The 25,550-nt window shown below is 60.3% G+C and carries 22 protein-coding genes; 13 read left to right on the forward strand and 9 right to left on the reverse strand.

Features of this window, described 5'->3' with window-relative positions; translation table 11 throughout:
- Positions 1-63: 63 nt before the first annotated feature.
- Positions 64-2,832 (forward strand): DNA polymerase I, encoded by a 2,769-nt coding sequence (polA, locus tag GKKCFE_RS26130; protein ID WP_076383148.1) that lies wholly within the window; start codon positions 64-66, stop codon positions 2,830-2,832.
- Positions 2,833-3,151: 319 nt separating this feature from the next.
- On the opposite strand, the gene yihA is transcribed toward polA, so the two are convergent.
- Positions 3,152-3,793 (reverse strand): ribosome biogenesis GTP-binding protein YihA/YsxC, encoded by a 642-nt coding sequence (gene yihA / locus GKKCFE_RS26135; RefSeq protein WP_445577289.1) that lies wholly within the window; start codon positions 3,791-3,793, stop codon positions 3,152-3,154.
- 191 nt (positions 3,794-3,984) lie between these two features.
- Between yihA and GKKCFE_RS26140 the strand changes: the two genes are divergently transcribed.
- The 7 genes from GKKCFE_RS26140 to GKKCFE_RS26170 all read left to right on the forward strand — a co-directional run bounded on the left by GKKCFE_RS26140 (position 3,985) and on the right by GKKCFE_RS26170 (position 11,304).
- Positions 3,985-4,275: a c-type cytochrome gene (locus GKKCFE_RS26140; RefSeq protein WP_003196231.1), complete on the forward strand. Its 291-nt coding sequence runs from the start codon at positions 3,985-3,987 to the stop codon at positions 4,273-4,275.
- Between the two features lie 46 nt (positions 4,276-4,321).
- Complete coding sequence (locus tag GKKCFE_RS26145) at positions 4,322-4,930, forward strand: c-type cytochrome (RefSeq protein ID WP_047229787.1); 609 nt, start codon at positions 4,322-4,324, stop codon at positions 4,928-4,930.
- 198 nt (positions 4,931-5,128) lie between these two features.
- Entirely contained in the window at positions 5,129-5,773 is a 645-nt protein-coding gene (locus GKKCFE_RS26150; protein ID WP_047229788.1) for a thiol:disulfide interchange protein DsbA/DsbL, read from the forward strand.
- A gap of 14 nt (positions 5,774-5,787) precedes the next feature.
- Positions 5,788-6,666 (forward strand): endonuclease/exonuclease/phosphatase family protein, encoded by an 879-nt coding sequence (locus GKKCFE_RS26155; RefSeq protein ID WP_047229789.1) that lies wholly within the window; start codon positions 5,788-5,790, stop codon positions 6,664-6,666.
- The gene (locus GKKCFE_RS26160; RefSeq protein WP_445577290.1) at positions 6,663-8,735 is read left to right on the forward strand and encodes a diguanylate cyclase; all 2,073 of its coding nucleotides are present in this window, start codon (positions 6,663-6,665) and stop codon (positions 8,733-8,735) included. The genes GKKCFE_RS26155 and GKKCFE_RS26160 overlap by 4 nt, the downstream gene beginning before the upstream one ends.
- Before the next feature lie 100 nt (positions 8,736-8,835).
- Positions 8,836-9,615: an N-acetylmuramoyl-L-alanine amidase gene (locus GKKCFE_RS26165; RefSeq protein WP_188252220.1), complete on the forward strand. Its 780-nt coding sequence runs from the start codon at positions 8,836-8,838 to the stop codon at positions 9,613-9,615.
- Between the two features lie 75 nt (positions 9,616-9,690).
- Positions 9,691-11,304 (forward strand): EAL domain-containing protein, encoded by a 1,614-nt coding sequence (locus GKKCFE_RS26170; protein ID WP_076386507.1) that lies wholly within the window; start codon positions 9,691-9,693, stop codon positions 11,302-11,304.
- A gap of 6 nt (positions 11,305-11,310) precedes the next feature.
- On the opposite strand, the gene GKKCFE_RS26175 is transcribed toward GKKCFE_RS26170, so the two are convergent.
- Together GKKCFE_RS26175 and algB are read right to left on the reverse strand one after the other, a co-directional pair.
- On the reverse strand, positions 11,311-13,101 hold the full coding sequence (locus GKKCFE_RS26175; RefSeq protein WP_047229792.1) for an ATP-binding protein: 1,791 nt from the start codon (positions 13,099-13,101) through the stop codon (positions 11,311-11,313).
- Between the two features lie 10 nt (positions 13,102-13,111).
- The gene (gene algB, locus GKKCFE_RS26180; RefSeq protein ID WP_047229793.1) at positions 13,112-14,458 is read right to left on the reverse strand and encodes a sigma-54-dependent response regulator transcription factor AlgB; all 1,347 of its coding nucleotides are present in this window, start codon (positions 14,456-14,458) and stop codon (positions 13,112-13,114) included.
- Between the two features lie 439 nt (positions 14,459-14,897).
- Here algB and GKKCFE_RS26185 point away from each other — a divergent pair, with 439 nt between their 5' ends.
- The 5 genes from GKKCFE_RS26185 (at position 14,898) to GKKCFE_RS26205 (ending at position 19,383) form a co-directional block, all read left to right on the forward strand.
- The gene (locus GKKCFE_RS26185) at positions 14,898-15,179 is read left to right on the forward strand and encodes a hypothetical protein (protein ID WP_139048722.1); all 282 of its coding nucleotides are present in this window, start codon (positions 14,898-14,900) and stop codon (positions 15,177-15,179) included.
- A gap of 80 nt (positions 15,180-15,259) precedes the next feature.
- On the forward strand, positions 15,260-15,424 hold the full coding sequence (locus GKKCFE_RS26190) for a DUF1328 domain-containing protein (protein WP_003177151.1): 165 nt from the start codon (positions 15,260-15,262) through the stop codon (positions 15,422-15,424).
- A 2-nt stretch (positions 15,425-15,426) separates the two neighbouring features.
- Positions 15,427-15,891, forward strand: a complete 465-nt coding sequence (locus GKKCFE_RS26195) for an inhibitor of vertebrate lysozyme family protein (RefSeq protein ID WP_047229795.1) — start codon at positions 15,427-15,429, stop codon at positions 15,889-15,891.
- 704 nt (positions 15,892-16,595) lie between these two features.
- Positions 16,596-17,927: a glutamate/aspartate:proton symporter GltP gene (gene gltP, locus GKKCFE_RS26200; RefSeq protein ID WP_047229796.1), complete on the forward strand. Its 1,332-nt coding sequence runs from the start codon at positions 16,596-16,598 to the stop codon at positions 17,925-17,927.
- Positions 17,928-18,153: 226 nt separating this feature from the next.
- Positions 18,154-19,383 (forward strand): nucleoside recognition domain-containing protein, encoded by a 1,230-nt coding sequence (locus GKKCFE_RS26205; RefSeq protein ID WP_076383145.1) that lies wholly within the window; start codon positions 18,154-18,156, stop codon positions 19,381-19,383.
- A gap of 43 nt (positions 19,384-19,426) precedes the next feature.
- Here GKKCFE_RS26205 and GKKCFE_RS26210 read toward each other — a convergent pair whose 3' ends face one another.
- The 6 genes from GKKCFE_RS26210 to GKKCFE_RS26235 all read right to left on the reverse strand — a co-directional run bounded on the left by GKKCFE_RS26210 (position 19,427) and on the right by GKKCFE_RS26235 (position 25,474).
- A complete protein-coding gene (locus GKKCFE_RS26210) occupies positions 19,427-20,062 on the reverse strand; it encodes an ABC-type transport auxiliary lipoprotein family protein (RefSeq protein ID WP_445577291.1) in 636 nt (211 codons plus the stop codon).
- The gene (locus GKKCFE_RS26215) at positions 20,059-20,997 is read right to left on the reverse strand and encodes an MlaD family protein (RefSeq protein ID WP_047229799.1); all 939 of its coding nucleotides are present in this window, start codon (positions 20,995-20,997) and stop codon (positions 20,059-20,061) included. Before GKKCFE_RS26215 ends, GKKCFE_RS26210 begins: the two co-directional genes overlap by 4 nt.
- A 1-nt stretch (position 20,998) precedes the next feature.
- Positions 20,999-21,805, reverse strand: coding sequence for an ABC transporter ATP-binding protein (locus tag GKKCFE_RS26220; protein WP_171061294.1), 807 nt, complete (start codon positions 21,803-21,805; stop codon positions 20,999-21,001).
- Positions 21,799-22,947 carry an MlaE family lipid ABC transporter permease subunit gene (locus GKKCFE_RS26225; protein ID WP_445577292.1) on the reverse strand — a complete coding sequence of 383 codons (1,149 nt, stop codon included), beginning with the start codon at positions 22,945-22,947 and terminating at the stop codon, positions 21,799-21,801. Before GKKCFE_RS26225 ends, GKKCFE_RS26220 begins: the two co-directional genes overlap by 7 nt.
- A gap of 52 nt (positions 22,948-22,999) precedes the next feature.
- Entirely contained in the window at positions 23,000-24,028 is a 1,029-nt protein-coding gene (locus GKKCFE_RS26230) for a DUF5924 family protein (protein ID WP_047229801.1), read from the reverse strand.
- Between the two features lie 72 nt (positions 24,029-24,100).
- On the reverse strand, positions 24,101-25,474 hold the full coding sequence (locus GKKCFE_RS26235) for a M16 family metallopeptidase (RefSeq protein ID WP_047229802.1): 1,374 nt from the start codon (positions 25,472-25,474) through the stop codon (positions 24,101-24,103).
- Positions 25,475-25,550 lie beyond the last annotated feature (76 nt).

Genomic DNA, 25,550 nt, shown 5'->3' on the forward strand with positions numbered 1-25,550 from the left:
CCCTTTGTCGTCAACGGTCCCGCTATTCTAGCCCCGGACCCGCCGAAAAGGTTGATCCTGCTCATGAGCCAAGCCCCCCTCGTCCTGGTGGACGGTTCTTCTTATCTTTATCGCGCCTTTCACGCGCTACCACCGTTGACCACCTCCAAAGGCCTGCCGACAGGCGCGGTCAAGGGCGTGCTGAACATGCTCAAGAGCCTGCGCAAGCAGTATCCGGACAGCCCGTTCGCCGTGGTGTTCGATGCCAAGGGTGGGACCTTTCGCGATGAGCTGTACGCCGAATACAAGGCCAACCGCCCCAGCATGCCCGACGACATGCGCGTGCAGATTGAGCCGCTGCATGCCAGCGTCAAGGCCCTGGGCTTCCCGCTGCTGTGCGTGGACAACGTCGAAGCCGATGACGTGATCGGCACCCTGGCCCGTAGCAGCGCCGCAGCCGACCGGCCGGTGGTGATCTCCACCGGCGACAAAGACATGGCGCAACTGGTCGACGGGCACATTACCTTGGTCAACACCATGACCGGTAGCGCCCTGGACGTGGCTGGCGTGAAGGAGAAGTTTGGCGTCGCTCCGGAGCAGATCATCGATTATCTGGCATTGATGGGCGATTCTTCCGACAACATCCCCGGTGTTCCGGGCATCGGGCCGAAGACCGCCTCCGGCCTGCTGGTGGGCGTCAATGGCGGCCTGACCGAGCTGTATGCGCAACTGGACATCGTCGCCACCTTGCCGATTCGTGGCGCCAAGACCCTGGCCGCCAAACTCGAAGAACACAAGGAAATGGCCCTCCTCTCCTACGAACTGGCGACCATCAAGACCGACGTGCCGTTGGATGTCGGTCTCGACGACCTGCAAATGGGCCAGCCGGATCACGAGAAACTCGCCGAGCTGTATACCCTGCTGGAGTTCAAGAGCTGGTTCGAAGAAAACCAGCGCGATGCCAAGCGTGCCGGTCAGGAGATCGTCGAAGCTGCCGACGAACAACCCGGCGCCGCTGAGGCCAAGTACGAGATCATTCTCGACCAGGCACGTTTCGACGCCTGGCTCGCCAAGCTTGAACAGGCGCCGCTGTTTGCTTTCGTCACCGAAACCAATGGTAACGACGCCCAGCATGCGCAACTCGTAGGGTTGTCGTTTGCCGTCGCGCCCTTTGAGGCGGCCTACGTTCCCTTGACCCATTCCTACATGGGCGTGCCGGAGCAACTGGATCGCGACACGGTGCTCAAGGCGCTCAAGCCATTGCTGGAGAACCCGAACAAGCTCAAGGTCGGCCAGCATGCCAAATTCGAAACCAACATCCTGGCCAACTGCGCCATCGGTGGTGATCAAAACAACGGCATTCTTGTGCAAGGCATTGCCTTCGATACCATGCTTGAGTCCTACGTACTGGACTCCACAGCAACCCGTCACGACATGGACAGCCTGGCGCTCAAGTACCTGGGACAAAGCAAGACCGATATCCAGGACATCGCCGGCAAAGGCGTCAAACAGCTGACCTTTGACCAGATTGCCCTGGAACTGGCCGGCCCTTACGCCGCCGAAGATGCGGACGTGACTTTCCGCCTGCACCAGGCCTTGCAGGAAAAACTGGCTGCCACGCCAAGTCTGGGCAAGGTGCTCAACGAAATCGAAATGCCGCTGATGCCGGTCCTGGCACGCATTGAGCGCCAGGGTGCGCTGGTCGATGCCAACCTGCTGGGGGTGCAGAGCGTTGAGTTGGGCGAGAAGCTGGTGGCCCTGGAGCGCGAGGCATTTGCCATCGCCGGGGAGGAATTCAACTTGGGTTCACCCAAGCAACTGGGGGTGATCCTCTACGAAAAACTTGGCTTACCGGTGCTCAGCAAAACCGCCAAGGGCCAGGCGTCTACCGCCGAAGCGGTGCTGGCCGAGCTGGCCGAGCAGGATTATCCGCTGCCCAAGGTATTGATGCAGTACCGCTCGCTGAGCAAGCTCAAGAGCACCTACACCGACCGCCTGCCGGAGCAGATCAACAGCCGCACGGGCCGCGTTCATACCAATTATCAGCAAGCCGTCGCCGCTACCGGGCGACTGTCCTCGATCGACCCCAACCTGCAGAACATTCCGATTCGCACCGCCGAAGGCCGCAGGATTCGTCAGGCATTCGTTGCGCCGAAAGGCTACAAGCTGCTGGCGGCGGACTACTCGCAGATTGAACTGCGGATCATGGCGCATCTGGCCAAGGATGAAGGCCTGCTCCACGCCTTCCGCAATAATCTGGATGTGCACCGGGCCACCGCCGCCGAGGTTTTCGGCGTAGAGCTGGACGCCGTCACTCATGACCAGCGCCGCAGCGCCAAGGCGATCAACTTCGGCCTGATCTACGGCATGAGTGCTTTCGGTCTGGCCAAGCAGATCGGTGTGGATCGCAAGCAGTCCCAGGCTTACATCGACCGCTACTTTGCCCGCTACCCAGGCGTACTGGCCTACATGGAGCGCACCCGCGCCCAGGCAGCTGAGCAAGGTTACGTCGAGACCATTTTCGGGCGTCGGTTGTACCTGCCGGATATCAACGCGAAAAATCCTGCTTTGCGCAAAGGCGCAGAACGCACGGCCATCAACGCGCCGATGCAGGGCACAGCGGCAGATATCATCAAGAAAGCCATGGTGGCGGTGGATCGCTGGCTGACTGCGTCGGGGCTGGATGCCAAGGTCATCCTGCAGGTCCACGACGAATTGGTGCTGGAGGTGCGCGAGGATCTGGTCGACCAGGTGCGCGAGGAAATTCGCCAGCACATGAGCGCCGCCGCCACGCTGGATGTGCCGCTTCTGGTGGAAGTGGGCGTGGGCAATAACTGGGATGAGGCTCACTGAGTCTCAACTGCTGAAATTGCGGGGACCTGTGTGGGTCGGGAGGATATGGTTGGCCCTGTGGCGAGGGAAATCCCCTCGCCAAATCGAATCCTGGCCTCATTAGTTCGGAAAATTCCTAAGGTTATTTCCAAAAATAATCTGAACTAAAACCGTGAATTGCTACTCAGAGTTTCTGAAAGGCTGGTGAAGCCCTTCAATGCTCCTATGTTGTGTTAAGTGTTGGCAGATATCTGGACCCCGCCCTAGCGGTCCGGAACTTGGACCCCGAACTTCCCCCTCCCCATACGAAGTCCGGGGTTTTTTTTGCCCGCGATTTGGCTTATTCCGCCTCTTCGCTGCCCTTGTCTGCCAATTCCATCCAGTCGGCCAATACAGTGTAGGCCTCTTCCAGGCCCATGCGCTTGGGCGCCGAGAACAACTGGATGGTGATCGTCTCGCCCCACCCTTTGCGAATTTCCGACTGCACTTTGAGCAGGGTGTTCTTGGCTGCGCCGTAGGTGAGCTTGTCTGCCTTGGTCAGCAGGATGTGCATCGGCATGCCGCTGGCGACAGTCCAGTCGAGCATCAGCAGATCGAAGTCGGTCATCGGATGGCGGATGTCCATCATCAGAATCAAGCCTTTCAAACTCTCGCGGCTGCCCAGGTAGGCTTCCAGATGGCGCTGCCAGTGTTGTTTGAGCGGGATCGGTACTTTCGCGTAGCCGTAGCCGGGCAGGTCGACCAAACGGCGTTCATCGTCTAGCTTGAAGAAGTTCAAGAGCTGCGTGCGGCCCGGAGTTTTCGAGGTGCGTGCCAGGCTTGCATGGGTCAGGGTGTTCAGTGCGCTGGATTTACCGGCGTTGGAACGCCCGGCGAAAGCCACTTCAAAGCCTTCATCGTCGGGGCATTGATCGACTTTGGCGGCGCTGAGCATGAAGGTGGACTGTTGGCACAGGCCGAGGATGGGGTTCTTCAGTTGCATGGGATTTCCGATGTGGGTGGCGTCGGGAATGGACGCGGCAAGCTGTGTCGTTTCCGTTTCAGTGACGCCAGTATATAATGCCGCAGATTTTGTGTGCGCTTTGTCCCAGCGTAGGATGAAGCTCACGGGAGCGACCGACTGAAATTGCGCACTAGAACGCAGCTCGCTCTCAACCCTGAAAAGGTCGTTTTATGACGAAATGGCTGCTAGCTGCCGGTGTCTTGATGCCGCTTTACAGCGCTCAGGCTACACAGGATCCGGAAGCTGTGTACAACCGTGTTTGTGGTGCCTGTCATTCCGGCCAACTCCCCATGGCACCCCGCAAGGGTGATCAGGAAGCTTGGACGCCGAGGTTGGCGAAAGGTATGGAGACGCTGGTGCAACACGTGACCCAGGGTTTCAAGGCGATGCCGCCGCGTGGTTTGTGCATGGACTGCAGTGCCGAGGATTACCGAGCCATCATCCAGTGGATGAGCGAGTAAACCCGGTCCATAACTCTTTAACCCTTAGCCGTAGTTGGATTAGCTGATGAACAAACTGATCGTGAGTCTGCTGTTGACATTGGGGATATCCGGCGTAGCCCATGCCGCTGGCGATGCCGCCGCCGGCCAGGCGAAAGCCGCCGTATGTGGGGCCTGCCATGGTCCGGATGGCAACAGCATGGCACCAAACTTTCCGAAACTGGCGGGCCAGGGCGAGCGTTACCTGACCAAGCAGTTGAAGGACATCAAGGACGGCAAGCGTGTCGTGCTGGAAATGACCGGCCTGCTGACCAACCTGAACGATCAGGACCTGGCGGACATGGCGGCTTATTTCGCCAGCCAGAAGGGCAGCGTTGGCGCCGCCGATCCAAAACTGGTCGCACGTGGTGAAGCGCTGTTTCGCGGAGGCAACCTGGAAAAGGGGCTTCCAGCTTGCACCGGTTGCCACTCGCCTGACGGCAAAGGTAACGCAGCGGCCGGCTTCCCGCACCTTGGGGGCCAGCACGCTCAGTACATTGCCAAGCAGCTGACTGACTTCCGCAAGGAAGCAGACGGTCGTAACAATGATGGCGAGGCGATGATGCGCACCATTGCCCGCAAGCTGAGCGACGAAGAGATCGCGGCGGTGGCCAGCTACATTCAGGGCCTGCACTAAGACCGTTGGCCGGGCGTTGTGAGGGTTTACATCTCTTGCAACGTTAACGCTCGATTAATCTGTCGATGCGAACATCAAAAGGGTGGCTTTGGCCGCCCTTTTTTGTGGCCGCTACCGTTACACTAGCGAACTTGAACCCGTCACGGCCTGTCTGAAAAACACGCCTCGCGAGGTCACCTCATTGTCCAGGAGTAAAGCATGCGTAATCTGATCATCAGCGCCGCGCTCGCCGCTGTCAGCCTGTTCGGCATGGCCGCCCAAGCCAACGCCGAGGAATCGAAAGCCCCTTACGTCGAATTGAGCAATCCCGTTCCGGTGGCCGTGCCTGGCAAGATCGAAGTGGTGGAACTGTTCTGGTACGGCTGCCCGCATTGCTACGCGTTCGAGCCGGTCATCAACCCATGGGTCGAGAAACTGCCTTCGGACGTTAACTTCGTACGCATTCCGGCCATGTTCGGCGGCCCATGGGACGCCCACGGCCAGATGTTCCTGACCCTCGAAGCCATGGGCGTCGAGCACAAGGTTCACGCTGCAGTGTTCAATGAGATCCAGGTTGAGAAGAAGCGTCTGACCGATCCTGAAGAAATGGCTGAATTCCTCGCCACCCAAGGTGTGGACAAGGACAAGTTTCTGGCGACGTTCAACTCCTTCGCCATCAAGGGCCAGATCAACAAAGCCAAAGAACTTGCCAAGAAATACGAGATCACTGGCGTACCCACCATGGTCGTCAACGGTAAATACCGCTTTGATATCGGTTCGGCCGGTGGTGCTAACCAGGCGCTGGAGCTGGCCGACCAACTGATTGCCAAAGAACGAGCGGCAACCAAGGCCGCCGCTAACTAAGCGCGGCGCTGACCATGGCCCGCTGGAGCACCGAACGCGTCGTTGGCCTGCATGAACCGCGGGTCAATGAGCATCATATCGCCTCCACGGGCCTGCCTGCCGACAACTGCCTGCGGCTGCTCAGTTTCAATATTCAGGTGGGCATCAGCACAGAGCGTTACCGGCATTACCTGACCCGTGGCTGGCAACATCTGCTGCCGCACACCGGACGCGCCGTCAACCTGCAGAAGATCGGCGACCTGCTGAAAGATTTCGACCTGGTGGCCTTGCAAGAGGCTGACGGTGGGAGCCTGAGATCGGGCTACGTCAATCAGGTGGAGCATCTGGCGCAACTGGGTGCTTTCCCCTACTGGTACCAACAACTCAATCGCAACCTCGGGCGCCTGGGTCAGCACAGCAATGGTGTGTTGAGCCGCCTGCGGCCGTGGGCGATAGAAGACCACCCGTTACCCGGTCCCAAGGGGCGCGGAGCGATCCTGGCGCGCTTTGGCGAAGGTCCAGAGGCGTTGATCGTGGTCATGATGCACCTGGCCCTTGGGGCTCGTACCCGAACGATGCAACTGGCCTACATCCGCGAGCTGATTGGTGACTACAAGCACCAGGTATTGATGGGCGACATGAATACCCATGCCAACGACTTGCTGCAAAATTCGCCGTTACGTGATCTTGGGCTGCTCGCCCCACAACTCGAAGCCACATTCCCCAGCTGGCGCCCCCAGCGCTGTCTGGACCATATTCTGCTGAGCCCCACCTTGACCCTCGAACGGTTCGAGGTGCTGGCTCACCCCATTTCCGACCACCTGCCTGTCGCGGTCGAAATTCGTCTGCCGGGTTCGCTCACGGCGGATGCATTCCCCGCACTGAGTCCTGCCCCTCGCGGATCCCATGAATGAGCGACGAAGCCGAACGCTGGAGAGAGAAGTACTTCAAGAGCATCGAACAGCAAGAAAAGCTCGAGCGCCGCTGGGCGGCTCGGCTCGACTTGCTGCGTCGCGGCCTGGTGCGCAGTACGCTGGCCGCCGAAGGCACTGACCGGGCGGTCGATCAGTGCATGAAAGAAATGCGCGAAGTGGTACGCAGCGATGACATGGATGCCGCCCTCGCCGCTCTTTTGCCCCGCCTGGAAAAAGCTGTGCTTGATTCCGAGCAGCGTCGCGAGACTCGGGTCGAACAGGTGAGCGCCGCATTGACTTCCCTGGTCGCTCAGTTGCAAACCTTGCCGCTGCCAAAGGAAGTCAGCCGGCCCTTGAAAAAGTTTTCCAAGCAGTTGGAAGACCGGGTGGACCAGGCTCGGGAGATTCCTTTGCTGCTCAGTGAACTGAGCAGCTTGCAGGGCCAGGCGCTGAGTGTGCTGGAAGCGCCCACTGAACCGAATCGTCCCGGCCTGCTGCAACGGTTGTTTGGTGGCCACGGCCAGGAAGAAGCGGCGCCTCCGCCGCACGAACCTGCCCAGCGCAGCGCGGTGCCGGTTTTGGAAACGACACCGCCGGCACCGGCACAGTTAGCGACTGACGCTGCGCCTGTCATAACTCCAGTTCCAGCCCCGGCAGTGTTAGCCGGACCCGCGGCAACGGTCGATGAAGCGCCTGAACCGGTCGCGTTCATTCCGCCAATGGTCGATCCCGATCCAGAACGCTCTCCGTCACCGGTATCCGAAGCTGCCGAGCCGACTCTGGAACGAGATGAAGCTACCGAGCAGGAGGAGGCAACCGAGCCGGCGCCGATTCCCACGGAACAGGCGGTGCCGGTACCCGCCCTTGGGAACCCTGATGAGCTGATGCCCGAGGAGCCGCCGCAAGCGTTGGACGAGTCGCTGCCCCTCCCGGAAGAGCCCGTCGAACCCTCGGCCGCGGTCGAGCCGGCAGCGTCTGAGCCGGAGGACGACCATTATGAACTGCCCGACTCACCCGAGCCGTCCTACAGTTCGGTGGCCAGGCATATAGAAGACACCCTGTTGGGCCTGCTGGGCGACCTGACCCTGCCCGAGCGTCATCGTCCCCAGGCCGAGGCCATGCGCGAACGGCTGCAAAATGGCTTGAACTGGTATGAATTACTGCCAATTCTCGACGATCTTGCCGTGCTCATGCTGGCAATTACCGACACCGGCCAACATGAATTCGAAGCGTACCTGCAGCGCCTCAATGACCGGCTTGAGTCCTTCCAGAGCAGTTTACGGGCAGCCAGTGAAGACCATGCCGATAACCAGTCGGCCTCCCGGGAAATGGACACGCAGATTCGCGAGCAGGTGGATGGCTTGCAAAGCAGCGTGCAGGAAGCTGATGACCTGGAAGGTCTCAAGCAAGTGCTGGAGAACCACCTCGAAGGCCTGCTCGGCACGATGGACCAGCACCAGAAGCAGCGCGATCAGCGCGAGCAGGAAGTGTCGGCTCGCCTCAAAAGCCTGGCCGAGCGCGTCGCGCTGATGGAGCAGGATGCCCAGGTTGTCCGGGATAATCTTGAAGAGCAGCGGCAAAAAGCGCTTATCGATCCGCTCACTGGGCTGCCTAACCGCGCCGCCTGGTCTGAGCGTCTCGAACAGGAAGTTGCCCAATGGCAGCGGCACGGCAACAGTCTGCTGCTGGCCATGCTCGATCTGGATCACTTCAAGCGCATCAACGATAACTACGGCCACCTGGCAGGTGATCGGGTGCTGAAGATCATCGCTTCGGTGCTGCGCAGACGTTTGCGTGGCAGCGATTTTATCGCCCGCTTTGGCGGTGAGGAATTTGTCCTGCTGGTGCCCGACACGCCGCTGGCGGCCGGAGCAAGACTGGCCGAGTCCCTGCGCGCAGCCATCGAGGCCTGCCCGTTTCACTTCAAGGGTGAGCCGGTCACGATCACCGTGTCTGTGGGCATGACCGCGTTCAAAAGCGGGGAGCACAGCGATTCGGTGCTTAAAAGAGCCGATCAGGCGCTATACAGAGCCAAAAATGCTGGGCGCAATCGAGTGGAATGGGGCTGAAGGCAATTGTTCCATTTTGTGAATCCCGTTATCCGAGCCAGATCATCGCAACGCGATACGTTACACTGTTGCATTACCCCCAGCGTGTAATGCACCTGCCATGAAATTTTTTTCGCTCATTGCCTTCTTACTGGTTCTGGCCGGTTGCGCCAGCGGCCCCAGGCTCGATACCAGCCACCCTTCAGTCAATCATGACAACCGTATCCAGTTCGTGGTGCTGCATTACACTTCCGCGTCCCTGGAGCGGTCCCTGGCTCTGCTCACCCACGGCGAAGTCAGTGCGCATTACCTGATCGGCGATGATAAAAACGCGACCGTCTACAAGCTGGTAGATGAAGGCCGGCGCGCCTGGCACGCCGGAGACAGTGAATGGGATGGCCGGACCTGGCTCAATTCCAGCTCCATCGGCATTGAGATCGTCAATCCCGGTTTCGTCGATACGCCCACCGGGCGCCTCTGGTATCCCTACAGCGAAGCTCAGGTCCAGGCCTTGATCGCCTTGCTCAAGGACATCTCCCAGCGTAATGGGATCAACCCGCGCAACATCATTGGGCATAGCGATATTGCCCCGATGCGCAAGCTTGACCCTGGGCCGCTGTTTCCCTGGAAGCGCCTGGCGCAAGCTGGGGTGGGGATTTGGCCAGACGAGCAGGCGGTAATCCGCCAGCAGGCGGTTTTCGCGGCGCAGGTACCGAACGCCAGTTGGTTCCAGGCCGAGCTGGCCCGTTTCGGTTACCCGACGCCCCGCACCGGCGAATGGGATGTGGCCACTCATCATGTGCTCGCTGCCTTCCAGATGCGCTTCCGGCCGACCCGGTTCGACGGCATGCCGGATGCGCAAAGTGCGGCTATCCTGCAGGTGCTCAACCAGACAAAATAATGACGCCCGTCCGACGGTCAGGGCTAAATCCAAATCAGAAGCTATAACTCATTGGTAACTTTCGGATTACCAATGATGACGCCTGCCCGCGAAACCCTGCAAAGCTGGCTCCATCGCCCGTTTCTCCTGGCGATGATGGCGGCTGTCCTGAGTACCGTGCTATTGCTGGGCGCCAGTCTGTTCGTGGTGATGCAGCAAATCCAGCAGCGCGAAAGCGACCAGATGAATGCTCAGGGCGAGCGCTTTCTGCAGCGACTCGAGCAGCTTTTCGGACAGTTGCGCGAAAGCCTCGACGATCTGCAAAACCAGCCGTTGCGCAGATGCGACGACGACATGATCGCGACGTTGCAGCAGGTCAGCTTCAACTACCGTTTCGTCTACGAAGCGGCGTATATCGATAGCAGCGGGGTTTGTTCCAATCGTCCACGCCGCAGCGGGTTATCGGTGATCCGACCGCCTGACATCCGGGGGCCGACCTACAGCTACTGGCTCAATACCACCACCGAGCCGGATGAAAACCGTGCTGCATTGATGCTGGGGCGTGGCAATTTTCGCGTTGCGACTTCCCGCGGGCATCTGACCGACGTGGTCGACCTGCCCCCCGGCAGTAGCCTGCTTGTAGTGCTCGATCATGGCGAGCGGGCGATACCGGTGCTGGGTACCGATCAATACTGGCCGCCCACGGAGCCTTGGCCCTCGAAAAGCCGCAATGCATTGCAAGTGACGCAGAACCGCCTGATCTATCGGATGCAGACCGACAGCCCGGAATATCAACTGGTGCTGATTGCTCAACGCAATGGTTTCAATATTCCCTCCAACGCCTGGTGGTTGCTGCCCATCAGCCTGATGCTGGGCCTGGGGATTGGTTTCCAGGTATTCCTGCTGGCGCGTCAGCGCCAATCGATGGACGCCGAACTGCACGGGGCCATCCGGCGCGGGGAATTGCAGGTGCTGTACCAGCCGATCTTCGACCTGCGCAGTCGCAATTGCGTCGGTGCTGAAGCCCTGTTGCGCTGGCGGCGCCCGGACGGCACCCTCACCAGCCCGGATCTGTTCATTCCGATGGCAGAGAACACCGGGCAGATCCGTCAGATCACAGACTTCGTGCTGCAACGCCTGTTCGACCAGTTGGGTCAGCTGCTGCGGGCCAATCCGCAGCTGTACATCTCGGTGAACCTGGCAGCGTGCGACGTCATGGTGCCACGTATCGGCGAAGTGATCGCCCGCCTGCTGGCGTTGCATCGGGTGTCGGCGCACCAGATAGCCTTTGAAGTGACCGAACGCGGATTGGTCGATGTCCTGGTCGCCCGGGATAATCTGCAATCGCTGCGCGATGTCGGGCATCAGGTGTTGATCGATGATTTCGGCACGGGCTATTGCAGCCTCGCCTACCTGCAAACCTTGCCGGTGGACTGCTTGAAAATCGACAAAGCCTTCATTGACGCCTTGGGGCACGATGCCGCCAGCAGCGGTGTGGCCCCGCATATTATCCGCATGGCCCACGCGTTAGAGCTCAAGGTGATTGCCGAGGGCATCGAGCATGAAGCCCAGGCGTCTTACCTGAGCAGCGAAGGCGTGACTTTCGGGCAGGGTTGGCTGTTTGCCCATGCGCTCAGTGCCGTGCAGTTGATCGAGCTGATTACCCGCGGCCGGCGCCTGTTGGGGCGACGCCTGGACGATGAGGCCTGAACCGACTCAGACCGCCAGCGCCATATAGAACTGTGTGCCCTGCCCCGGCCGTGAATAAACGCCCATGCGCCCACCGTGGAGCTGGACGATTTCCTTGCACAGCGCCAGCCCCAGCCCTGCGCCGCCCTTCTTGCGACCGACCTGGACGAAAGGTTCGAAGATCCGTCCCTGCTGGCCGTAGGGAATGCCCTCACCATTGTCCTCGACGCTGATGATCACCCGCTCGCCGTGGCGACGGGCCTGCAGGCGGATCTGACCGTGGTCGCCCGTGTGACGCATGGCATTGTCGATCAGGTTATCCAGCACCCGGTCCAGTTGCGCAGCGTCGGCATGCAGGCGCGGTAAGGGTCCCTGGATCGCCACGAGCAATTGGATGCCCTTGGCCTGGGCCTGCGCGGCAAACCGCAGCCGGGCCGACTCCAGCAGTTCTTCGATGGAACAAGGTGCCAGCGTCAGTTTTTGCAGACCGTTCTGGTAGCGGGAGAAGTTCAGCAGGTCATTGATGAGCTGCATCAGGCGCTGCATTTCTTCGTTGACGGTGTTGAGCAGATCGGCTTCGCGCGATTCCTCAGGAAAATGCACGCGCTCCTGCAACAGGCCGAACGCCATGTGCATGCCGGTCACTGGGGTACGCAGCTCGTGGGACGCGCGCAACACGAATTCACTGCGCACCCTTTCGAAAGCGCGTTGTTCGGTGACATCGTGCAACACCATCACCGCCCCGAGGATGTGCCCCTGGGTATGGCTTACGGGGGTGAGGCTATACGTCAGCAACCGCGACTCGCCATCCACTTCGATGCTCAAGTCGTCCGGCGCCCGCTCCAGCGTTCCCCCGCGCAGCACCAGTTGCAGTTCCTCATCCAGATCCTTGCGTTCCAGCGCCTCGCCCAATCCCTGGCCCAGGCGCTCCTCGTCCCAGCCCAATTGACGCTGGGCCACCGGATTGAGGTGCTCCAGGCGACCCTGGCGATCGATCATCAGCAAGCCGTCGTCGATGCTGTCGAGTACCGCTTGCAAGCGTTGCTGGCCGGCGAGCAGCTCATCGACGTTGGTGGCCTGATGCTCGCGCAGAGCCTGGGCCATGATGCCGAAACGACGGGTCAGCAAGTTCAGTTCCGAGGCCGAGGAGATCGGCAGCGTCACTTCGAAGTTGCCCTGGCCGATATTATCCGCCGCCGCCGCCAGCGCCTCGATCGGCGCCCCGAAACGTCGGGCGATACCGTGGGCTGTGATGAAGCCGATGATCAGCACCGCCAACCCTACCAGCCCCAGTAATCCGGAAATCAGCAACGCGCGCTCGCGAGCTTTGTTCTGGGTGTCGCTGATGTTGTTCAGCGCCTGCCGATACGCGTCGATCAAGCCCGTGCGCAGCACGTTGAATTTTTCGGTGAGGTTCTGGATACCGGACAGTTGGGCCGGTAGCTGGCGAGAGGCTGAAAAAGCCTCCAGAAAACTGATGTAATCGGCTTTGGCCTTGCTGAAGCTGTCGGCTGAATCGTCCAGCACCTGTTCGTGGGCGATGCCCTCGTCGAGCAACTCGAAGTATTGCCGTTTGGATGCTTCCAGAGCCACCAGGTCGGGCTTCTCATCGAGCATGATCATCAACTGGTCGCCCAGGGTCTGACGCAGCTTGAGGCCCAGGTCGAGCAGGATGAAGTTGTCGCGCACCGATTGTTCTTGGGTATTGGCCATCTGCACCACGCTGACCAGGCCAAGCAACAGCCCCAGCAGTGCCACGGTAATCAGCGCCGAGATACTCAGAAACAGCCGTGTGCGCAGCTTCATCGCCAGTTTCATAAGATGACGCTCACAGATTGTACTGCTTGCGTTTGCGATACAGCGTGGAGGCATCGATTCCCAGAGTCTTGGCGGCCTGATCCAGCGTGTCGGCCGTGGCCAGCACTGCGCCAATATGCGCCTTTTCCAATTCGTCGAGGCTTAGCGCAGCCCCGATTCGCGGTGCATTGTTGACGGGTTGCTCGGCCATGCCCAAGTGGCTGATTTCGACTTTTTCCTGCGCGCAGATGATGCTGGCGCGCTCGACCACGTTGCGCAGCTCCCGGATGTTGCCAGGCCAGCGATAGCCTAGCAGCGCTTCACGAGCCTCGTCGCTGAAGCCGCGCGCCGGGCGGGCGTATTCCTTGACGAAGCGCGCCAGGAAGCGGTCGGCCAACGTCAGAATGTCTTCGGCCCGCTCGCGCAGTGGTGGCAGATGCAGGGTAATCACATTCAGGCGGTACAGCAGGTCTTCGCGAAAGCGCCCGTCGCGCACCATGTCTTCAAGGTTGAGGTTGGTCGCCGCGAGGATCCGCACATCGGCACGACGGGTCACCGGATCGCCGACCCGTTCGTATTCCTTGTCCTGAATGAAACGCAGCAACTTGGGCTGCAATGTCAGGGGAAAATCGCCGATTTCGTCGAGAAAAAGCGTACCGCCGTCGGCCTGGTTGACCCGTCCCAGCGTGCTTTCACTGGCACCGGTAAATGCACCGCGGCTGTGGCCGAACAGTTCGCTTTCCATCAATTCAGCGGTCAACGACGGGCAGTTGATCGTGACGCAGGACTTCTTCGCGCGTTTGCTCCAGCCATGGATGGCTCGGGCCAGTTCGCCCTTACCGGTGCCGGACTCGCCAAGGATCAGAATGTTGGCGTCAGTGCTGGCGACCTGGCGAGCGGTTTCGAGCACGACTTTCATCGCCGGGCTGTGGGAGTCGAGGCCGTCATTGGGTTTGCGCACTTCCCCTTCCAGGGCTTCCAGTCGCGCCGACAACTGGCGCACCTCTAACTGTTTGGCGGTCGCCAGGCGCAGTTGATCGGGGCTGCAAGGCTTGACCAGATAATCGGCGGCGCCGGCCTGGATCGCATCAACGGCGGTGTCGACCGCCGAGTGGGCGGTGACAATCACCACCCGCATCCAGGGTGCCTGGATGCGCATTTGCGCCAGGACATCAAGGCCGTTGTCTTCTCCCAGGCGCAAGTCCAGAAAGCACAGGTCAAACACCTGCCGCTGCAGCAGGGTGTCCGCCTGGGCGGCGCTGTTGGCGGTGGCGACGCTGTAGCCTTCGTCTTCCAGGCAATAACGGAATGTACGCAGGATGGCGGACTCGTCGTCTACCAGCAGAATGCGGCCTTGATGCTCAGTGGCGGATTCCATTTTTCCTACGCTCCTTTAATGAATGATGTTGGTTAGTGTCAGAAAAATCGGGCAAGTTGCATGGTCGTTTCTGAGGGGATATTACCCACCGACAGCGTACTTGCGAGTGTCTGACTCCTAAAAGGTTGATTTAGGTCCCTTTTTTGCGCCCGCGGCCGCCTCGTACGGTATGGCTTGCCCCATTCCGACATCTATTTCCGACGGGCAATTCAAAAAGATTCTATCGCGTCTATCTCCGCCGTTCGTGCATTACGCACGACCTTTGTCGTGGCCATCGTGCAGGATGCGCTCCGGCTGGCTCGCAAGTCATCCATAACTAATTGATTTTAAAGATATTTATATCGCCAAAAATTCTGGCATGCCGAGTGCAATGGTTAGCTCAACGTGGCGTCAAGGCGCCTCAACCAGGTCACCACTCGGGGTGGGGAGGAATTTCAGGATGAATCGTCAACGTGCCGCTCAGTTTCGAATCTCTGCCCTGCATGTTCAGCAGGGTTTGTGGGCAGCAGTGGCCCTGCTGATCACGCTTGTGGCTGGCCAGCAGTTGATGCTTTGGCATCAGAGCCAACAGCCTGAAGCGCCTCTGTTGTCAATTCAGCGCGCCCCGCAAACTCATTTCAGCGCTGTCAGCAGCCTCTCGGATATTTCCGCCTCGATGCGAATGATGGAAGTCGATCAGGCTGAGAGCGGCATGCCCCGCGAGGAGCGCTGGGTGTTTTAACTCGATGAACCGGTCGTCCACTGCACCGGAACCATCACTGCAAGACCCTAACTAAATAGAAAAGCGTAAGGAGAATCACCATGTTGAGCTGGGCAATTACTTTCCTGATCATTGCCATCATCGCCGCAGTACTGGGCTTCGGTGGTATCGCAGGCACCGCCACGGGCATCGCCAAGATTCTCTTTGTCGTGTTCCTGGTGATGTTCATCGCTTCCTTCTTCTTTGGCCGCCGCGGCCGAGGCTGACCATGAGCGTCGCACTCAAAGGATTGGTCGCCGCCCTGCTGCTGGGCGGCGGCACCATGGCCATGGCTGCCAACGACGGACAGATGCGGGTCAATCAGTTGCTCAAGGCCGACCCGCAATATGTCGAGACTTGGCAGCAAGTGGTTAAAAAGGAAGAACGCCTGCCGGAATGGGTGATGAACCTGTCAGGCGATTCGCAGCAGATGAATGCTGTCGAGGAAGATGGCGACAAATACCTGGTCGGTCCGTTGTGCGAAACCCAGGCGACATGCCGCAGCAAGCGCTTGTTCGTCGCTTTCAGTTTCGACAAGGACGAGGCTTATGCATTGCTGGTTGAAGTCCCTGCCGGACTTCCGGCCGACAAGTCGCCGACACGTCATGCCGATTACCGGTTCCTCGGCAATCCTGATGAAGGTATGCAAGAACTGTTAATGGAGCAACTCAAGAAAGATCCGAACTGGTACTGATTCTGAAAGCGAGAAAAGCACGTTGTTTTTCTCCTCTGCACAGTCCGAAGAGGGCCGATGCATGACCAAGGGGCCGGGACGCTCTGCCCGTCTAAGGGCGCAGTGACCTACGGGCACAAGGGGTGCCTGCGAAAGGGCCGGGTCAGGAAAAAGCTTCCACGCAGGCTCGCACAGTCATGACGACTGGCGAACTTGCGTGGAGCTTCGTGCGTTGTAAAGTTCATGCCAGAGCGGTTGGCTATTCTGGCGTCTGCGCCACCCCTGCGTACCACCATCGTTTTTCCACGCTGCTCCACTCCCCCGCATCCGACCGTATATCGGAGATTTATCCGCCCGATCCGCTCTTTCAAGTGTGCTTCATTCTTCCGTCCTTTGAGCGCTTTTTACGAGGCCGGACAAAAACCCCGTTGCGCGGAAAATGGCCGGTTCACGGCATTTTTGCCTGCCGAAATGGCGTATTCGAACCGATGAGTACGCACGTTTTATTTCAAAGACATCATGCCGATTCGGCATAGGGTAGGCGTTTACGGCATTAGACGCCCCTCCTTTGCATCGCAATAGTTGCGCCTTTTTTCGCCTGCCAGTGCGCCTTTGGCGCGTACTCGGGGTGACCTTATATGGGGGCAGCGGCACGCATTCGTATCGCCATCGGGTGGTTCGGTTTGTGGCAGTTGCCCGAGTCCAACTGAAGTAAGGGTAAAGATATGAAGAAGGCAAGACTAAGCCTCGCCTGGCAGATCCTCATCGGTCTGGTGCTCGGGATTGCAATTGGCGCGCTGCTCAACCATTTCAGTACCGAGAAGGCCTGGTGGATCAGCAACGTGCTGCAACCGGCAGGCGATATCTTTATCCGTCTGATCAAGATGATCGTGATCCCGATCGTGATTTCTTCGCTGATCGTCGGTATTGCCGGGGTCGGTGACGCCAAGAAACTCGGGCGTATCGGCCTCAAGACCATCCTCTACTTCGAAATCGTCACCACTGTCGCCATCGTCGTCGGTTTGCTGTTGGCCAATTTCTTCCAGCCGGGCAGCGGCATCGACATGAGCACCTTGGGTACGGTGGATATTTCCAAGTACCAGGCCACGGCCGCCGAGGTTCAGCATGAACATGCGTTCATCCAGACCATTCTCAATCTGATCCCGTCGAACATCTTCGCGGCGGTGGCGCGTGGCGAGATGCTGCCGATCATTTTCTTCTCCGTATTGTTTGGCCTGGGTCTGTCCAGCCTGCAATCGGATCTGCGCGACCCCCTGGTGAAAATGTTCCAGGGCGTCTCGGAAAGCATGTTCAAGGTCACCCACATGATCATGCAATACGCCCCGATCGGCGTGTTCGCCCTGATCGCGGTGACGGTTGCCAACTTCGGCTTCGCTTCGCTGTTGCCATTGGCGAAGCTGGTGATCCTGGTTTACGTCGCCATCGCGTTCTTCGCCTTCGTGGTGCTGGGGCTGATTGCACGTCTGTTCGGCTTCTCCGTGGTCAAACTGATGCGCATCTTCAAGGATGAGCTGGTGCTGGCCTACTCCACCGCCAGCTCCGAAACCGTGTTGCCACGCGTGATCGAGAAGATGGAAGCCTACGGTGCACCCAAGGCGATTTGCAGCTTCGTGGTGCCGACCGGTTATTCGTTCAACCTCGACGGTTCGACCCTTTACCAGAGCATCGCGGCGATTTTCATCGCTCAGTTGTACGGCATCGATCTGTCCATCAGCCAGCAATTGCTGTTGGTGCTGACCTTGATGGTGACCTCCAAAGGCATCGCCGGCGTACCGGGTGTCTCTTTCGTGGTGCTGTTGGCGACCCTCGGCAGTGTCGGTATTCCGCTGGAAGGTCTGGCGTTCATTGCCGGTGTCGACCGCATCATGGACATGGCCCGCACCGCGCTGAACGTGATCGGCAATGCCCTGGCCGTGCTGGTCATTTCCCGCTGGGAAGGCATGTACGACGATGCCAAGGGCCAGCGCTACTGGAATTCCCTGCCCCACTGGCGCAGCAAAGAGCCGATGCCGGCGGGAGAAACTGCCAGCCGTTGAGGCGCATGATCCCTGTGGGAGCCGAGCTTGCTCGCGATTGCGGTGTGTCAGCCAACATCAATGCTGACTGATCCGGCCCCATCGCGAGCAAGCTCGGCTCCCACAGGATCTGCCATAGGATTTTTGTAGCCCCTGCGCAACGCCAAACAAACCCCGGAGAAATCCGGGGTTTGTCGTTTCTGCCAGCCCCGCTATCATTCGCGGCATCTTCCGGGGGACTTAACCGATGCTCAATGGCCTGTGGCTTGGCTTCTTTATCGTGGCAGCCGTATCGGCGCTGGCGCAGTGGCTGATCGGCGGTAACGCCGGGATCTTCGCCGCCATGGTGGAAAGCATTTTCGCCATGGCCAAGCTGTCGGTGGAGGTGATGGTCCTGCTGTTCGGCACCTTGACCCTGTGGCTGGGGTTTCTGCGGATCGCCGAAAAGGCCGGTATTGTCGACTGGCTGGCCAAGGCGCTCGGGCCATTGTTTTTGCGGCTGATGCCGGAGGTGCCGGCGGGCCATCCGGCGATTGGCCTGATTACCCTCAACTTTGCGGCAAACGGCCTGGGGCTGGATAACGCGGCGACCCCGATCGGCCTGAAGGCCATGCGAGCCCTGCAGGACTTGAACCCCAGCCCGACCATCGCCAGCAATGCACAAATCCTGTTCCTGGTGCTCAACGCCTCATCGCTGACGCTGTTGCCGGTGACCATTTTCATGTATCGCGCCCAGCAAGGGGCGCCGGACCCGACCCTGGTATTCCTGCCGATCCTGCTCGCCACCAGCGCCTCAACCCTGGTGGGGCTGCTGTCAGTGGCGTTCATGCAGCGTCTGCGCCTGTGGGACCCGGTAGTGCTGGCTTATCTGGTTCCGGGTGCGTTGGTACTGGGCAGTTTCATGGCGCTGCTGGCGACGCTCTCAGCCACGGCGCTGGCCGGGCTGTCCTCGATCCTGGGCAACCTGACACTGTTCGGCTTGATCATGATGTTTCTGGTGGTGGGCGCGCTGCGCAAGGTCAAGGTTTATGAAGCCTTCATTGAAGGTGCCAAAGAGGGCTTTGACGTCGCCAAGACTTTGCTGCCGTACCTGGTGGCCATGTTATGCGCCGTCGGCGTGCTGCGGGCCTCGGGCGCGCTGGACTTCGGCCTGGACGGCATCCGGCACCTGGTGCAGTGGGCCGGCTGGGACACCCGTTTCGTCGACGCCTTGCCGACTGCCATGGTCAAGCCATTCTCCGGCAGCGCCGCCCGGGCGATGCTGATCGAAACCATGAAGACTTCCGGCGTGGACAGCTTCCCCGCGCTGGTGGCCGCGACCATTCAGGGCAGCACCGAAACCACCTTCTATGTGCTGGCGGTGTACTTCGGCGCCGTCGGTATCCAGCGGGCGCGGCATGCGGTGGGCTGCGCGCTGCTGGCCGAGTTCAGCGGCGTCGTGGCGGCGATCGGGGTTTGCTACTGGTTCTTTGGCTGAACCATATCCCCTTGCCACAGGCCCGGATTGCAGTCACGGGCCTTTAGGGGCGTGCGGGTATCGCCAAGCGCTGGCCTTGTTCTACCGTCCAGTTCACAACCTCGGCGGTCAGTCGACCGCTGGCCTGGCCGAAACCTTGCACCACTGCTGGCACTTGCACGTCGCTCAAGGGCTGGCGGACTTCAAAACGATGACTGGCAAGGATGCGTTGGTCAAATCCCCGCACCAGCAATGCGTCCAGGCGAATCACCACGCTGGCCCCCGCGCCTTGATATTCGGTCTGGAAAGCCTGCAATTGGCCACCCAACTCCAAATCCGTTTGCAAGTTGCTGTCGGCGACACTCAATAGCCCGACACGTCCATCCTGTGCGAAGCCATCGAGCAAGCGATTGCGCAGCAACACCGGTGCCGGGTCGCTCCAGCGTGAGGCTGCGTAGCTGCTCAACAGATTGCCGTGGGGAATGACCGCGATTTTAGGGCTGTTGAGCACTTCGCTGGCCTGCGGGCTGGCCAGGCGCAACGACCACTTCACGGGCGTGCCTGGGGCTGCGGGCGCCTGAGTCGCGGGTAAGCGATAGACGTCCGCGGGCTCGGCCTGGGGCAGAATCGAGCAACCGCCCACCAGGACACATCCTGCCAGCAAGAGGATAGGGCGGACGAACCGAGCAAACGGCTTCATGGCGTGAATTCCTTGTTCTTGTCATTGCCCAGCAAATAGCCGCTGGGGTTGGCATCCAGGCGCCGGGAAATACCCCGCAGCGCGCTCAGGGTGTCGCGCAGTTCCCGCACCGCCGGCGACAGGGCATTGAGCCCCTGCATGCCATTGTTCAGCGCGTCGCGATTGTCGTTGAGCAGTTTGTCGAGGGTTGCGGTGCTGCGGGCCAGCGATTGCATGGCCTGGTCTGCGCTGCTCATGACCTCTTTGCCCTGATCGTTGAGCAGACCATTGGCGCTGCGCATCAATGCCGTAGTCTGCTCCAGGGTGGCGCTGGCCTGTTTGCCGACAGATGCCAGTTGCTGCATGGCCTGGCGAATATCGCCGCGTTGATCGGCGATGACCCCGGTGGTTTGCTCCAAGTGTTCAAGGGTCTTGCCCAACCGCTGGACATTGTCCGAGGAAAACACCGCGTTGGCGTTATGCAGCAGCAGGTTGATGCTGGTCATCAGGTCATCGCTGTTGTTCAGCAGGCGGGCGATGGGCGAGGGCGCTGCGATGATCACTGGCGGCTCGCCATCGTGCCCGGTCAGTGGCGGGCTGTTGGGGGTGCCGCCACTGAGTTGGATAATCGAGGTGCCGGTGATGCCGGTCAGTGCCAGTTTGGCCTGGGTGTCCTGCTTGACCGGTGTTTCAGCACTCAAGCGTACCCGCGCCAGTACCCGGCGCGGGTCATTCGGGTCCAGGCGCAGATTGACCACGTCTCCGACCTTGATGCCGCTGTACTCCACCGAGCTGCCTCTGGACAAGCCGCTGACCGCTTCGTTGAACACCACTTCGTAATCCTTGAATTCGCTGTCCACGCTGGACTTGGCCAGCCACAACCCAAACAGCAGGGCGCCGACCACCACGATCACGGTGAACAGGCCGATCAATACATGATGGGCTCGGGTTTCCATGTCAGACCTCGTTCAATTGTGTAGCAGCCGTCAAGGCCGCGCGGCCGCGAGGGCCGTGGAAGTATTCATGGATCCAGGCATCGTCGGTTTCCGACACTTTGTCGATGACATCGGCAACCAGCACTTTTTTCTGGGCCAGCACCGCCACCCGGTCGGTGATGGTGTAGAGGGTGTCCAGGTCATGGGTGACCAGAAATACGCTCAAGCCCAAGGCGTCGCGAAGCGTCAGGATCAATTGGTCGAACGCTGCCGCGCCGATGGGGTCGAGGCCGGCGGTGGGTTCGTCGAGAAACAGAATGTCCGGGTCCAGGGCTAGCGCCCGGGCCAGGGCTGCACGCTTGATCATGCCGCCGGACAGCGAGGCGGGGTATTTGTCGGCTGCCGATAGCGGCAGTCCGGCCAACGCCAGTTTCACCGCCGCCAGATGTTCGGCATCGGCCCTGCTGAGCCCGGCGTGTTCGATCAGGGGCAGGGCGACATTCTCTGTCACGGTCAGCGAAGAAAACAGCGCGCCTTTCTGAAACAGCACCCCAAAGCGTCGTTCCACTTGCGAACGCTGTTGCTGGGGCAGGCTCGGCAGATCCTGGCCGAATACTCGCACGGCCCCTTCACTGGGCCGGTTCAAACCGACAATGCTGCGCAACAGCACCGATTTACCACTGCCGGAGCCGCCGACCACCGCGAGGATCTCGCCCTTGTATACGTCCAGGTCGAGGTTTTCGTGCACGCTCTGCAGGCCAAAGCGATTGCACAAGCCACGTACCTGTATCACCGCCTCGGTGGGCGGCCTGGAAGGTCGACTCACCATTGCATCTCCATGAAAAACAGCGCGGCTACCGCATCGAGCACGATCACCACAAAAATCGACTGCACCACGCTCGAGGTGGTGTGAGCCCCGACAGACTCGGCGCTGCCGCTGACTTTGAAGCCTTCCAGGCATCCCACCGCAGCAATCAGGAAGGCAAAGATCGGCGCCTTGACCATTCCCACCACGAAATGCTGGACGCCGATGTCCGACTGCAACAGCGTCAGGAACATCGCCGGAGAAATATCCAGCGACAGGGCACACACCACACCGCCGCCGACAATGCCCGAGAGCATGGCCACAAAGGTCAGCATCGGCAGCGCCACCAACAGGGCCAGCACTCGCGGCACCACCAGCAACTCGATGGGATCGAGGCCCAGGGTACGAATCGCGTCGATTTCTTCGTTGGCCTTCATCGAGCCGATCTGGGCGGTGAAGGCGCTGGCGGTGCGACCTGCCATAAGAATCGCAGTCAGCAACACGCCGAATTCGCGCAGAAACGAGAACGCCACCAGGTCCACGGTGAAAATACTGGCGCCGAAATCGGCCAGCACCGTCGCCCCGAGAAACGCCACCACCGCGCCCACCAGAAAAGTCAGCAGGGCGACGATAGGGGCCGCGTCCAGCCCCGTCTGTTCGATGTGAACAACCATCGGGGTAATGCGCCAGCGTTTCGGGCGAAACAGGCCCCGGGCCAGCGTTTCTAGGATCAAGCCGACAAAGCCCAGCAATTGCAGGGTATCTTGCCAGACCTTGTCCACGGCTCGACCGATGCGTGTCAACAACTGGGTCACGACACTCACCGTCGGCTTTTTGACCGGCACGCAGAAGTCGGTCAGCGAGCAATACACCGTCTGCAACAGTGCCCGATCGGCGGACGACAACGTGCAGTCGCGGTGCTCCGCGGTCTTGCCCAGCCGCTCGGCGCCCAGCAGTTCCACCAGCAACGAGGCGCCGGCGGTGTCGAGGGCACCCAAGCCATTGAGGTCGATCAAAGTGTTGTCGTCGTACTGGCCGCGCAGCGAGTCGCTCAAACGCTTGAGCTGCGTGTAGTGAGCCAGTGTCCAGTCCCCGCTGATCCATAGCTGCGCCGGGGAGTGAGAGCGATCCAGTCGGGCACTGCCAGCCAGAGTGCCAGGGGTCATAAGCGCCATGCTCGTTCGGCTCGAAAAGTGTTACCTAATAGCACGCCCGGCATTATTTTGTCCCAGGCTCGAGCGCAGCGCTGACCTTGAAGCGCAATACACCAATCACCTGGCCATTTTCCGTCAGCACCCGCACCTGCCATTTACCGGTGGGGTCTTCCGGGAAGTTCTGCTTGTGGGTCCAGGCGCGATAGCCTTCCTTGCGTCCGCCATGAATGTCCAGGGCGATACGGTCCACTTCTTTGCCGTTGAATTGCCAGACGTGATAAATCCGCTCATCAAGGCCCCGGGGCGCATTGATAGCGGTGTAGGCATACAGACCATTGCCGCGGATCTGGTCAGCGGTGACTTCCTTCAGGCTGGCGCCCGGCGTGCGGTCCTCCAGTTGGGTGCTGATCGCCACCTCGGTCATCCACAAGGTTGCCGGCGGCACCCAGGAGCGCAGCACCCACCCGGCCGCGCCGATCCCCACCGTGATGCACAGAATCGCCAGGGCGTTGCGCACGGTGCGGATCGGAAAGATCGAAGCCAGGCTGGGGAACGACAACAGCATGGCAGTGCCCAGCGCCAGCTTGAAGCTCTGGTCGGTGGTCAGGTGCAGGATGATCGGCAGTGCGGTGAGCAGGGCGGCAAACAGCGTCAGGGTGTGCAGCGCCAGGAACGCCCAGCGCCGGGGCGCCAGCCATTTGTAGTACAGCGGATCAATGATCGAGACCAGTGCCGAGGCCGCCAGCAGGCCGGTGAAAATCACTTGGCTGCTGTTCCAGGTGGTGGTGATGAAAAAGAACGGCAAGACGAAAAACAGGCTTTCCTGGTGAATCATCTGCGTGGCGTAACGCAGCAGCGGCTGGGGGATTTCCCGTTTGAATATGCGGGTAAAAAGCCGGGTCAGGCTGTTCTCCAGCATCAGCCAGAGCCAGCTCACCAGCATGATGATGGTGATCCAGGTCGCAAGACCCTGCTGGCGGTCCACCAGCATGAAACTGCCGACTCCAGAGATGAAGCCACCGAGTGCGATGACCCCTGGATAGCGCTTCATCAATTCGAGAAGGCGCTGGATGTAGTGAGTCAGGTTCGGCATTCGGCAGTTCACAGTGAGTCGTAGGAAATATCCCTGACAGAGTATCGCCAGGACATCGATGTGACGAGCGCTCTAAGCCCTGCGACGCAATCTCCACCCGACCAGGACCAACAGCAACCCCAGCAGACCGGCCACGCCCCAAACCAGCTCATCGTCGCCGAGCATGGGTTTCTCGATGCGCAGGTAGCCCGGGTCCTTGAGCAGTTCACGCAGGGCCTGGTTGGCCTGTTCCAGGCTCACCGCCTGAAGGCGCACGGCCGGATTGGTGAAGCGGCCGTCGTCGTAATCGCCAAGGGCACCCCAATAGTAATCGGCCAGTGCGCTGTTGCCTTGAACCGCCCACGATTGATGGGCGATGGCGGCGCGTTTGATGCGCACGAAACTCTCCGGGTCGAGGCCATCCTTGAGCAACGTGGTGCGCATTTGCTCCAGCGCCTGCTCGGCCTGGGGCAGGTCATCGCGGGCCAGGTCCGCGTTCAGGCTGAAGAAGCCAACGCCGCCAAACACCTCTCGCTCCACCCACGGCCCGTAGGACAGGCTGCGGGCCAGGCGCAGCTGGCGATAGAGCGCCCAGTCCAGATAGTCCTTGAGCAGGTCGAAGGTTTCGTCGTGTTGCTGTTCCAGCACCGGCTCCGGAAACAGCCAATGAAGCTTGGCGCTATTGCCCACCAGGCCGCGCATCAGGTTGCGCTTGGTGACCGCGCTGTAGCGGATCTGCGGTAACGCTGCGTGAGCGCTGGGCTCGACCGGCTCCAGTTCGCCGAAGGTCCGCTCCAGATAGGCCGGTAGCAACCGGTCCAGGTCGCCGACCACGATCAGCGTCATGTTGTTCGGTGCATACCAGGCCTTGCGTGCCTGCTCGATCCTGGCAAGGGTGAGGTGCCCGACTTCGGCGCGTTCGGCACAGCGCAGACCCAATTCCACTGCCAGTTGATTGCCCGCCTTGTGGCCCAGGTCCTGATGATCGAGCCAGCGTTGCAGATGGGTGTAGTGGCCGCCATCCTCGCGTTCCACCACTCGTTTGGCCGCTTGCAGGGCGTTGTCGTCGATGCGGGTACGAGTCAGCAGGGCGATCAACAGGTCCAGGACCTTGCGTTGATTGCGCGCCGGTGCCTCGATGACGAACGTGGTGTCGGCGTTGCTCGTGAAGGCGTTCCACTCGCCGCCCAGCGCCTGCATACGCTCTTCCAGCCCGCCTTCGCCGCCGTCATCGACACCGCTGAACAGCAAATGCTCAAGCAGGTGGGGCAGTTCCTTGTCGGCGCAGTTGAAGTCGTCCAGTCCCACGCCCACCACCAGCCGGATCGCCACATGCCCGCGCTCGCTGCCCGGCTTGAGCAGCAGTTGCATACCGTTGGGCAGCACATACCCCTCGACCTGGAATCGATCCAGCGCGACCGACGGCAGTGAACCGAGCAAAAGAACGGCGAGCAACAGACAACGCATAGCGAGCTTCCTGGCGGCTGATTGGAGGTCCATGTGCCGGGCAGGCCGTCATCGCAGGCAACTTCGCGCCCCACCT

The sequence above is a fragment of the Pseudomonas sp. E141 genome (assembly GCF_052659885.1).